11 protein-coding genes are annotated in these 11,922 nt (G+C 44.4%); 2 read left to right on the forward strand and 9 right to left on the reverse strand.

From position 1 onward, the window contains the following. Positions 1 to 123 precede the first annotated feature (123 nt). Together NSU13_RS15745 and NSU13_RS15750 are read right to left on the reverse strand one after the other, a co-directional pair. Positions 124 to 1,497 (reverse strand): amino acid permease, encoded by a 1,374-nt coding sequence (locus tag NSU13_RS15745; protein ID WP_051149965.1) that lies wholly within the window; start codon positions 1,495 to 1,497, stop codon positions 124 to 126. 139 nt (positions 1,498 to 1,636) lie between these two features. Next, positions 1,637 to 2,830 carry an ornithine--oxo-acid transaminase gene (locus NSU13_RS15750; RefSeq protein ID WP_034280960.1) on the reverse strand — a complete coding sequence of 398 codons (1,194 nt, stop codon included), beginning with the start codon at positions 2,828 to 2,830 and terminating at the stop codon, positions 1,637 to 1,639. Positions 2,831 to 3,039: 209 nt separating this feature from the next. Between NSU13_RS15750 and NSU13_RS15755 the strand changes: the two genes are divergently transcribed. Further along, on the forward strand, positions 3,040 to 4,479 hold the full coding sequence (locus tag NSU13_RS15755) for a sigma 54-interacting transcriptional regulator (RefSeq protein WP_120207715.1): 1,440 nt from the start codon (positions 3,040 to 3,042) through the stop codon (positions 4,477 to 4,479). A 30-nt stretch (positions 4,480 to 4,509) separates the two neighbouring features. Here NSU13_RS15755 and NSU13_RS15760 read toward each other — a convergent pair whose 3' ends face one another. Continuing rightward, positions 4,510 to 5,247, reverse strand: a complete 738-nt coding sequence (locus NSU13_RS15760; protein WP_046313158.1) for a FadR/GntR family transcriptional regulator — start codon at positions 5,245 to 5,247, stop codon at positions 4,510 to 4,512. A gap of 172 nt (positions 5,248 to 5,419) precedes the next feature. Further along, the gene (rpoN, locus tag NSU13_RS15765) at positions 5,420 to 6,718 is read right to left on the reverse strand and encodes an RNA polymerase factor sigma-54 (RefSeq protein ID WP_111926754.1); all 1,299 of its coding nucleotides are present in this window, start codon (positions 6,716 to 6,718) and stop codon (positions 5,420 to 5,422) included. Between the two features lie 70 nt (positions 6,719 to 6,788). Between rpoN and yvfG the strand changes: the two genes are divergently transcribed. Beyond that, the gene (gene yvfG, locus NSU13_RS15770; RefSeq protein WP_024423509.1) at positions 6,789 to 7,004 is read left to right on the forward strand and encodes a protein YvfG; all 216 of its coding nucleotides are present in this window, start codon (positions 6,789 to 6,791) and stop codon (positions 7,002 to 7,004) included. Positions 7,005 to 7,024: 20 nt separating this feature from the next. Here the strand turns inward: yvfG and NSU13_RS15775 are convergent, their stop codons facing one another. From NSU13_RS15775 to nikB, 5 genes are all read right to left on the reverse strand, one after another. Beyond that, positions 7,025 to 8,350 (reverse strand): MATE family efflux transporter, encoded by a 1,326-nt coding sequence (locus NSU13_RS15775; protein WP_342489620.1) that lies wholly within the window; start codon positions 8,348 to 8,350, stop codon positions 7,025 to 7,027. Positions 8,351 to 8,492: 142 nt separating this feature from the next. Then, complete coding sequence (gene nikE / locus NSU13_RS15780; RefSeq protein WP_034280968.1) at positions 8,493 to 9,308, reverse strand: nickel import ATP-binding protein NikE; 816 nt, start codon at positions 9,306 to 9,308, stop codon at positions 8,493 to 8,495. Between the two features lie 13 nt (positions 9,309 to 9,321). Beyond that, complete coding sequence (nikD, locus tag NSU13_RS15785; RefSeq protein ID WP_183002022.1) at positions 9,322 to 10,137, reverse strand: nickel import ATP-binding protein NikD; 816 nt, start codon at positions 10,135 to 10,137, stop codon at positions 9,322 to 9,324. A 4-nt stretch (positions 10,138 to 10,141) separates the two neighbouring features. Then, complete coding sequence (nikC, locus tag NSU13_RS15790; RefSeq protein WP_070326035.1) at positions 10,142 to 10,975, reverse strand: nickel ABC transporter permease subunit NikC; 834 nt, start codon at positions 10,973 to 10,975, stop codon at positions 10,142 to 10,144. Next, entirely contained in the window at positions 10,972 to 11,916 is a 945-nt protein-coding gene (gene nikB / locus NSU13_RS15795; RefSeq protein WP_061110100.1) for a nickel ABC transporter permease subunit NikB, read from the reverse strand. The genes nikC and nikB overlap by 4 nt, the downstream gene beginning before the upstream one ends. Positions 11,917 to 11,922 lie beyond the last annotated feature (6 nt).

The following is an 11,922-nucleotide window of genomic DNA, read 5'->3' on the forward strand; positions in this document are numbered from 1 at the left end:
TCATCAAGGTTCTTGCTATGATATTTCTTTTCAAAATATTTATTTTCTTTTATATAGAATGTATTCACGATGCAAAATGTGCATGCTGGTGAGATCAGCATGCACATTTTTTTCAGGATTTGCTTATGTTTTTGTGATGGTTCCAAACTGTTTTGCCTCTTCTTTCGGTTTGATTTTGAGATAATAAATGATGTAACAGGCAGCCATGAACGGAATTCCGCAATAAAGACCGATCCGCTGATCCTCGATAAAAAACAAGCTGATGAGGACAATGCCAAATGCGATAAAGCCTGCTAATGGGACAAATGGATAGAGCGGTGTTCGGAAGACGAGATCCTTTACATCTCCGCCCGCCTTTATGAATTGTTTTCTAAAGAAATACTGGGACAAGCAAATAGACATCCACACCACAACAAGAACCATACCAGAAATAGAAATGAGCCACACATACACCGTTTTTGGTGCCACAACACTTGTCAGCAGAGATAGTGCAGATACGCCCATTGTGACCAATAGTGCATTGATCGGAATTTTACGCTTGGACAGCTTTTTCGTAAAGTCAGGTCCTTTCCCGTCTTTCGACAGTGCCCAAAGCATACGTGATGATGCATATAATCCAGAGTTTGCTACAGATAAGACCGCTGTGATGATGATAAAATTCATGATATCTGCAGCATACGGTATACCGACCTTGTCCAGCACGACGACAAACGGGCTGTCGACGGTGCCTGCTGTCTGCCACGGAAGAAGTGCGGCCAGAACCGCAATGGATAAAACGAAAAAGACCATCGTTCTCCAAATAATATTTCGTATAGATCGCGGCAATGTTTTTTCAGGGCTTTCACTCTCTCCTGCGGCAATCCCTACAAGTTCTGTTCCTTGAAAGGAGAAATTGACCGTGACCATGGTTAATAAAATAGCAAAAACGCCGTTAGGAAATAGTCCGCCATGATCCGTCAAATGACGAAATAGAGGAGCTGGTTCTCCATCTTTCAAATGAATCATTCCGAAAATTGCGCCAATTCCAATGATAATAAATAATAGGATGGCAGCGACCTTAATGGCTGAAAACCAAAACTCGGTTTCAGCGAAGCTGCGAGCTGAGATGGCATTCACGGCAAATAAAATCACGCTAAACGCAAGACACCACAGCCAAACAGGGATATCTGGGAACCACCTTTGGAGCAAAATGCCTGCTGACGTAAACTCCAGTCCTATTGTACATGCCCAGCTAAACCAATAAAGCCAGCCGATCATAAAGCCTGTGGACGGACCTATATATTTGGTTGCATACTCCTGAAAGGAACCCGCTGTCGGCATCGCCACTGCTAATTCTCCAAGACAGAGCATCACCAAATACATTAACAATCCGCCAATGATAAAGGATAGAATGGCTCCCCCGGGTCCAGCCTGATGGATAATGAGTCCTGACCCAAGGAAAAGACCAGTACCAATGACGCCGCCTAAGGCAATCATAAAGAGATGCCTGCTTTTCATGGAACGTTCTAGTTCATTATGCTGTTCTTGGTTCAAATCCGCTTCCCCACTTTCACTCTTCTATTCATCATCCTTTGACAAAATTCGCTGTTCGTTGAAAGAGAAAGGGAGAAAGTGAAGGTTTCTCCCCCTTTGACATTTATGCTTGAAATAATGCTTCAATATGACCAATCGCCCAGTCTAAATCTTCTTTAGATATCGTGAGAGGCGGTGCAAAGCGGATGACGGTCTCATGGGTTTCCTTACATAACAGCCCTGCTTGTTTCAGCTTTTCACAATAAGGTCTCGCTGCCTCTGTCAGCTCCATGCCGATAAATAATCCGCGGCCGCGCACTTCTTTGATGACAGGACTTTGAATGCGCGTGAGTTTGTCTTTTAAGTATTCGCCAAGCTCCATAGAACGCGCTGCAAGGTTTTCGTCGATTAAGACATCCAGTGCAGCCAGCGATACCGCACACGCAAGAGGATTTCCGCCGAAGGTAGAGCCGTGAGATCCAGGGTTAAACACACCTAATATATCGCGGTTTGCGACCACACACGAGATTGGGAATACACCGCCGCCTAAAGCTTTCCCTAGAATCAGCATATCTGGCTCAATGTCTTCCCAGTCACATGCAAACATCTTTCCTGTTCGCGCTAATCCAACCTGAATTTCATCCGCAATGAACAGCACATGTTCCTTTTCACAAAGCGCCTTCGCTTCCTTCAAGAAGCCTTCTGGCGGCATGACAATTCCCGCTTCTCCTTGAATAGGTTCGATCAGAAAAGCCGCAGTTTGTGGTGTGATGGCTTCACGTAACGCTTCAATATCTCCATAAGGAATCAATTTAATGCCTGGAAGCATTGGACCGAAACCTCTTTGATATTCTGCTTCAGAAGAAAGGGAAACAGCCGTCATCGTTCTGCCATGGAAGTTACCGACGCACGCAATGATTTCTGCGCGATTGTCTTCGATTCCCTTGACGTCATAGCCCCAGCGTCTTGCTGCTTTGACAGCTGTTTCTACAGCCTCAGCTCCAGTATTCATCGGGAGTGCCATCTCTTTATTCGTCAGTTGACAAATTTTCTCATACCAAGGACCAAGCTGATCATTGTGAAAAGCTCTTGAGGTCAGTGTTACCCGGTCTGCCTGTTTTTTGAGCGCCTCAATAATGCGGGGATGGCGATGCCCTTGGTTCACTGCGGAATATGCACTCAGCATATCCATATATCGATTGCCTTCAGGGTCTGTCACCCAAACCCCTTCAGCCTCTGAAATCACAATTGGCAGCGGATGATAGTTTGCCGCACCGTATTGTTCGGTTTGTTGAATCAATTCATTTGTCTGTGTCATCGTCTATTCCTCCTTCTATAAGCTAGCCTCTTTTTCATTAGGTTCATCTACACACATATGATATGCAAGGATCGTGCCAACTTTCTGCCTGCATTATGGCGGTGATTGATCTGGTTTTTTATGCAAAATATTTTTGCATCTGCCAAATTTTTTAGAGGAAACCGCAAAATTTTTCATGTAAAATAGAGGTAACGTCTGGAGGTGGCGCAATGAAAGAAGATTCGTATACTGCAAAGCTCGAAAATGAGATTGATCTGTATAAACAAATGCTCGATTTAATTGATGTCGGGGTTCATGCAATTGACGAGAATGGCAACACTGTTGTCTATAATAAAAAAATGATGGAGATTGAGTCTTTGAAACGCTCTGATGTTCTCCATAAAAATGTATTAGACCTCTTCGTCTTCCAAGACGACATGCACAGTACGCTTGTCCAAGCGCTGCGTACTGGGAAACAAACCGTTCATGCAAAGCAGACGTATCATAATTACAACGGAAAAGAAATCACAACGATTAATCATACATACCCGCTCGTTCGAGACGGCCTCATCCAAGGAGCGGTTGAAATTTCGAATGATGTGACCAAGCTGGAACGGCTGATCCACCACAATATGAAGAAAAAAGGAAGCACACGCTTTACCTTTGATTCCATTATTGGACAAAGTCCTGCGTTTTTAGAGGTGATTGAGCATGCAAAACGAGCGACACGCACCTCTTCCTATGTGCTCATTGTTGGAGAAACAGGGACAGGAAAAGAACTATTTGCGCAAAGCATTCATAACGGCAGCAGCCGGTCATCTGGACCATTTATTACCCAGAATTGCGCGGCACTGCCTGATAATCTCATTGAAAGTCTGCTCTTTGGTACACAAAAAGGGGCTTTTACAGGCGCAGCTGATCAGCCCGGCTTATTTGAACAGGCGCAGGGAGGTACACTGCTGCTTGATGAGATCAACTCATTAAATCCTGGTCTTCAAGCAAAACTGCTGCGTGTTTTACAGGAGAAGCGTGTGAGAAGGCTTGGCAGCACAAAAGAAATCGCTGTTGATGTAAGAGTCATTGCCAATATGAATGAGGATCCTGTAGATGCAATCGCAGGCGGACGCATGCGCAAGGATTTATTTTATCGGCTGGGTATTGTCACATTATTTATTCCGCCGCTTTCTGAGCGAAAAGAAGACATTCCTACGTTTGTCAGTCATTTTATTCAAAAATATAATGAGCTGTTTCAAATGAAGGTGAAAGCGGCTGACGAAGAGGTACTAGCCCTTTTTCAAGCGTATGATTGGCCGGGTAATGTACGAGAACTGGAGCATGTGATTGAAGCGGGGATGAATATGATGATGGATGAGGATTACTTAAGCCTGCATCACCTTCCATATCATTTTAGATTTAAGCATGGGGAAGGGCGCCCTGCAGCGCAATTACAGACGAATCCTTTGCAGCATACCGCAGCAGCTGACACGTTTATTTATACAAGCCAAGAACATACGACTGATTTTCAAACCCAAATGGAACGATTCGAAAAACAATACATCGTCCATTACTTAGAAAAAATGGACGATAATATTTCACAGACTGCAAAGATACTGGGCATGAGCAGGCAAAGTCTGCAATATCGCATGAAAAAGCTGCATATTTCTCGTTAATAATAGAGCTGTGCCCTTATTCGGCACAGCTTACTGTGGTTCTGACTCTTCTGCCGGTTCTTGAATCACGTCACTCAGCAGTTTTTCTACATTTTTTAAATGCGTGAGCATCGCTCTTTCTGCTTCTTCTGGCTGTCTTGCCAAGACGGCTTTGTAAATGTGTTCATGTTCTTTGTAAAGCTGCCGAATGGAGGCTTTTTTTGAAAACAAGACGGCTTTTCTCGTCTCACGCATCGTTTCTACCAGCAAGGTGGAGACCTGATTCATTAATGCTTTTAATAAATCATTCTTTGAGGCTGTGGCTATGGCGAGATGGAAGGAGAGGTCTGCCTCTTCACCAGTTTCTTTATGTGCTTCTGCGAGTTTCATTTGTTCGAGTGCCTCACGCAGCTGATGAAGGTCATCGTCCGTTCGGAGCAGCGCTGCCTTTTTGACAGCACCCGTCTCAATAATGGTCCTTAATTCAAGGAGCTGCGTGACATCATGCTGCTTCATCAAAAATGCAGGAGACAGACTAAATGTGAGCTGTTCAGGATCGAACTGCTTCACATATGTACCTTCCCCTTGCTTCATCTCTATTAATCCGATCGCTTTGAGAGCAGACAGCGCCTCTCTTACAGCAGAACGGCTGACTTGAAAGCTTTCTGAGAGCGCTTGAACCGAATCTAATTTTTCCCCCGGAAGAAGCTCACCTGTACGAATGGATTCAATTAATGCATCCGCAATTTCTTCATATATTTTTTTCGTTTTGATTTGTTTATATTTCAATTGGTCTCACCTCATCACTGTTGTCTAACCCTATCGGCTCATGCCCTATCTTATACTTTACCCCAAAATTTCCGATCACACGTCTCCCCTCTTTAATTTTCAAGAAATCTTCGGGCTGCCTTGCTTTCAACAAAAAAAGAAGCACGTGCCATGTTCTGGCAAGTACTTCTTTTTAATCGTATCGCTTCCGCAGCGTAGAGGACGGAAGATTCATTTGTTCGCGATATTTTGCAATGGTTCTGCGTGACGCCCGGATGCCAAAGGTTTGCTGAAGCAGCGTCATGATTTGCTGATCTGAATACGGTTTTTTCTTATTTTCCGTTTGGATGAGTTCTGCAATGTGCGTTTTGACAGTGTAGCTGGACGCCTCTTCTAGTGAATGCCCTTCTAATTTTGCTTGGAAAAATTGTTTCATTTCCATGAGACCATAAGGGGTTTGCACCATTTTCCCTTTTACAGTCCGGCTGACTGTTGACTCATGCACTTGCAGTATATCTGCGATCCGCTTCATCGTAAGCGGTTTCATTTTATGTTTCCCTGTTAGGAAAAAATCTGTCTGATGTGAGATAATCTCACGAACGACATGAGTCATCGTTTGCTTTCTTTGCTTCAGCGCTTGGACAAGCCAATTGTACTGCTGCTCTTTTTCCTTTAAATACGTGTATGCTTCATGCCGCTTTTGTTCTTGAATCATGGCGAAGTAGCCTTCATTCATTTCAACGTCTGGAAAAGCGCGCTGATTCAGCTCAAATGTGATGTGATCCTGCATCACAGTAATCGTCACATCAGGCTCTATATACAGATGCTCTTCATCATATGAGAAATGAAGGCCTGGTCTTGGTTCAAGCTGAGACACTACATCTTGTACCGCTTGGAGTGTTTTCATTGAAACACCTGTTTTCGCCGCAATTTCCTTCCAAGCCTTTCTGGCAAAAAGAAAGAAATGCTCTTCGATGATCAGCTCGGCTTCATACCAGCGTTCCTTTTTTCTTCTCAGTTGAAGGAGGATACATTCCTGCAATGATCTTGCGCCAATACCGGCAGGCTCTAGGGATTGCAGCTGATGAAGGACGGCTTCTACTTCTTCAGCTGGGACCTCTAAGACAGCTGCCATTGCGTCAATCGGTTCATTTAGATAGCCATTGGAATCAATGGACTCAATCATAAAGTAAAAGATTCTTTGATTCTTTTCACTTAAATTTAAATCAATCGCCTGTCTCTTTAAAAACATTTGCAGGCTTTCTTTTTGATGCGTTCGATACGGCTCTGTCATTCGATCGTGTGATTTTTTATGATAAACTGGTTGGTAGCTGTCCGTGTCTTTCCGCTCAATCAGAGGGTTCTCAAGTGCTAACTGGTCAAGATACTCGCCGAGCTCTGTGCAATTCAGCTGCAGCAGCGTAATGGCCTGCCTGAGTTCTGGTGTGAGCACCTGCTTTAATACCTGTTCTTGTTGCAGTTTAAGGCTCATTGTCTCCCCTCCCTCTCATCATTTTACATGAAGATTGACGGACCGTATATACGAAATAGGAGTGATTTCTATGTCTGAACTTTTTTCCGTTCCATACTTTGTCGACAACTTGAAGCAGCACATCGCCATGAACCAAAATGAAGACAAGGTTCATGCCATGAATGCCTATTACCGCTCAGTGGTGTCAACGCTTGTTCAAGACCAGCTGACCAAAAATGCGGTTGTATTGAAGCGAATTCAGCATCTTGATGAAGCCTATCAAAAGGTGAAAAAAGAAAGCGAATGAACGAAAAAGAACACCCTTTGTCAAGATGGCAAAGGGTGTTTATCATATGCGAAAAGTTTCTGATCCAGCCTCGATTTATACATCATCAAAAAACCAGACCGCCCGACAGTATAAATGATAAAGGCAAACCATAGGCCATGATTGTGCCAAAGGGGCGTGACTGCGGTTTGAACGACGATAAACAAAATCATCGCAAACAGCATCGAATTTCTAACAGGGGCAATTTCTGTCGCACCTGTAAATACGCCGTAAATGACCAAACCGAAACAAGCCGCAAACGGATAAAGAACGAGCCAGTCTGCATAGCGTAATGTCACATCAAGCAGATGAGGGAGATTGGTAAACAAGCTCAATATCGGCTCTTTTAATAGAAAATAAACCGCCGCAATGACACATGCCATGACAAGTGCCCACTGCCTTGAAAGGGTTAAGGTTCTTTCATAGAGGGTGCGGTCATTTGCACCAACTGATCGACCAACAAGGATGCTGGACGCATTGGCAAAACCATCGAACAAATAAGCCATGATGTAGTGAATTTGAAATAAGATGGCATTGGCTGCCAGCAGCTCTGTACCAAAAGAAGCACCTTTTGCGGTAAACATGTTGATGACCACTAGCAGACAGATCGTACGAATAAACAAATCCTTATTCACATGAAACATTTTCTGCACTGCCTGTGTATCCATGATTTTCTTAATGGAAGGCATCTGGAATCCGTTTGACGATTGCTTCATGATGATCCATGCCCCTAACACAAAAGCGGTTAGTTCAGATATCAATGTCGCAGCCGCAACTCCTTTGACTGCAAACGAAAACACATGAACAAGCAGAAATGCGAGCGCCATATTCATGACATTGATCAAGATTTGTAATGAAAGAGCTTCTTTCATTTTTGCCATCCCCATCAGCCAGCCCAATATGACATAATTCATTAAAGTAAATGGCGCTCCCCAAATGCGAATATGAAAATAGTCTGCGGCAAATTGACGGACATCAGCATCAGGAGAGATGACTAGAAAAGCAGATTGAATGATCGGCCATTGCAGAGCAATAAAACAAAGTCCGACGATGACGGCGACGAAAAAAGGTCTTAGAAAAGCAAGAACGCCAAGTTCCTCATTCTGCGCTCCGTTTGCCTGGGCGGCAAAAGCAGATGTACTGACCCGCAAAAAACCAAACAGCCAATATAATGTACTGAAAATGAGACTGCCGACCGCAACGCCTCCAATGTAAGCGGGATTTGCGAGCTGACCGACAACCGCTGTATCAACAGCTCCAAGTAATGGAGTGGTCATCGTTGAAATTGTTAAAGGAATGGCCAAAGCCAAATACGCTCGATGGTTCATCGCTGCCGCCTGCCTTTCATGAAAAATAGCCTCTTTCCTAAAAGAGGCGCAGATTGCCTGCAAAGGGCTAAAATCTTTCTTTTCGCCCTTTGTCTTTTTTTCAGCTTGAGACCTACACGCTGAGGTATTGATAAAATGAAGTTTACCGAACCGGTCTGCCAATCGTTCGTGACAAAGGATGGTCTGCGAGCATTGCATTTCTCATTTTCCGCACCGCTTCCTTTTCTGATGAAAAAAAATCATCCTTTGATTGAAACTGGGCAGCAAGCTCTCCTTGATCAAGAATCGCCAATTGATCACATAAGTGATAGGCTGCTGTTATATCATGTGTAATAAATAAGTAAGCCACACCCAGCTCCTTCTTTAATTCTACTAATAAATCTAAAATGACAGCCTGCGTCACCATGTCTAAGCTGCTGACAGATTCATCAAGCACAATGAGCTTTGGCTGGAGCAATAAGGCTCTAGCGATGTTGATCCTTTGCAGCTGGCCGCCGCTGAATTGGTGCGGATATTTAGACAAATCCTTTTCACCGAGCCCGACTCTTTCCAGCCAGTGAATCAGTATGTTTTTACGTTCCTTCCGGCTCATAGATTCATAGTTTTCAAGCGGCTCAGATAAAATTTGTTCGACTGTCCACCTTGGATTTACCGCCGAATAGGAATCCTGAAACACCGCTTGCACATGCCGGCGAAAATGCTTACGTGTTGGCTGATCTGCACGATAGACATCCTGACCTTCAAAAAGAACCTGTCCAGCTCTTGGTTTCTCTAAACCAAGTATGATGCGGCCAAGTGTACTTTTTCCTGCACCGCTTTGTCCCAGCAGCCCAAGGCAGGTGCCTTCTTCAATAGTTAAATCGACGCTTTTCAGAACAGGGGCTGCGCCTTTTTTTCTCACTAGAAATGACCGGCTGTTGTATGCATGACTGACTGCTTTCACTTCTAATAAATGCAAGGGACTTCTCACCTCAAATCGGACAAACAGCTGGGATGGATGGACGAGCTGCTAATAGTTTTTTTGTATAATCATGCTTTGGTTGTTCAAAAAGTTCAAGAACTCCCGCCTTTTCAACTATTTCTCCTTGTTTCATGACGACAACTTGATCTGCCATTTCAGCAATGACACCAAGATCGTGGGTAATGAGTAAAATGGCCGTTCCATGTTCATGACGAATTTGGTTCAGATGCTGAAGCACCCGTTTCTGATTGTGTACATCTAATGCGGTTGTCGGCTCATCTGCAATGATGAGGGGCGGGTGCATACAGGCAGCCATGGCAATCATGACACGCTGCAGCATCCCTCCGCTTAATTCAAAAGGATACTTATTGAACAGCTGGTCTGGCTGCGGCAGATTCATTTTCGCTAACGCATCTATTGCCTGTGATCGTGCCTTCCTTTTACTGACAGCAGTATGCCGGCGGATGGTTTCAACCAGCTGATGGCCGATTGTCCATACCGGCGTAAAGCTGTTCATTGGATTTTGCATAATATACGAGATGTCTTTGCCCCGAATGGAACGCATATCCTTTTCACTTATACCGATCAATTCTCGTCCCTGTAATGTGATACTGCCAGTGACTTCAGTTGTTTTTCGATCAAGCATCCGTAAGATCGACATACTTGTTACTGTTTTCCCGCAGCCGCTCTCACCGATTAATCCAAGAATTTGACCACGCCCTACTTCAAACGAGACTTCTTGAATAAGAGGGGTTGTCCCTTGAGGTGTTTTCGTCTGCACATGCAGGTTCTCTATTTGTAAAATGGACTCTTGCACATTGATCATTCCTTTACACACGGCGTTTGATGCCATATTTCTCTGAAAGGGCTTCTCCTAGTAAATTAAACAGAACCACCACAGCCATGATCACAAGACCTGGGTACAGCATTAACTGAGGATTCGTTTGAATGTACGACTTTCCTTCATGAATCATCGCTCCCCATTCAGGCATAGGAGGCTGAACGCCTAATCCGAGAAAGGACATCGCTGATATGTCCATAATCGCCCAGCCCATTTCAAGTGTTCCAATGACTGCTAATGGCGGCAGAACATTGGGAATCATATGCTTTCTCATAATGTTCCAGTGCGAGGTTCCACTGATCTTCGCAGCTGCAATAAAGTTCTGTTCTTTTAAACTGAGCACCATTCCTCGGAAGACGCGGGCATAATACACCCATTGCACAAGCATCAAGGCAAGTACGACTTGAGAAAGTCCCGGACCGAAGATGCCGACTAATCCAAGGATCAGCACAAGGTTTGGAAATGCCATGACGCCGTCACAGATTCTCATCAATACGTGATCGATCCAGCCGCCTTTGTATCCTGAAAACAGGCCGACAATTAAACCAATGAATAACGAAGAAAGAAAGATTAATAGCGCACAGCCGAGCGAAACGCGCGCACCATATAAAATACGAGATAAATTGCACCGCCCTAATTGATCTGTCCCAAGAGGATACTCCCACGAAGACCCCTTTAGCTTCATCGCTAGATTGACAGCTGCCGGATCATGTGGAGCGATCCATGGTGCACATATTGTCACAATCAGCAGGAGACCGAGCAGCAAAGCGCAGATCGAGATCATCTTTTGATGAGAGAAGAGATGTTTTACTTTTGTCATCATTGCTGGCGGCCTTCCTTTCTAGAAATACGGGGGTCAATGATCAGCTGAACTAAGTCAACGATCAAGCTGCTCAAGATAAAAATACAGGCTGACATGAGGACATAAAATTGAATGACAGGCAGATCCCGGTTAAAGATCGCTTCAATAAAAAAGCGGCCAAACCCCGGCCATGAGAAAACAGCCTCTACAATAATGGTTCCGGTCAAGAGCTTGCCAAGGTTCACACCAAGTCCGGTCAGCATCGGCGATATCGCCATTCTGAACACATGCTTGAACATGATCGATTGTTCCTTCAATCCTCTAATTCTCGCATATTGAACGAAAGGCTCTTGAAGCGCCTCACTCACACTTGACCGTAACAGCCTTGTATACGTAGCAATTAAAGGAACTGCCAGTGTGATCGACGGCAGAATGAGATGCTCCCATGTTCCAATCCCTTCAACTGGTAAGAGGTCAAGCTTCACTGAAAAAAAGAAGATGAGCAAATACCCCAAGACAAACGTCGGGATAGATGCTCCTAAGAAAGAAATAAGCCGGCTCACATGATCCACGGCACCATTTTTCCTCATGCCGCTGAAAAAGCCGAGCGGAATGCTGACACAAATAGCGATCAGCAGACTGGTAAGCGCCAATTGAATTGTCGCCGGTATTCGATAAATCACCTCATCAACGACAGGCTGATTGGACATATACGACTGGCCGAAATCAAGGTGAATGACTTTTTCAATGGTATGAAGATACTGCATATAAAATGGCTCATCTAAGCCGAATTCACTTCGTTTTTGCGCTAATATTTCATCCGTAGGCTGAATATGAGCCGCTGCTAAATATGCCTCAGCCGGGTCAACTGGCGAGAGGTGAATCATACCAGTTGTGAGCAGTGTGGCTAATAAAAATACAGGAATAATTGATAGCACTCGTTTGACGATATAGCGGCCCATTTCCTT

Origin of the sequence: Bacillus sp. FSL M8-0049, from assembly GCF_038593355.1 — a bacterium.
In the GTDB taxonomy this organism is placed as follows: domain Bacteria; phylum Bacillota; class Bacilli; order Bacillales; family Bacillaceae; genus Bacillus; species Bacillus safensis.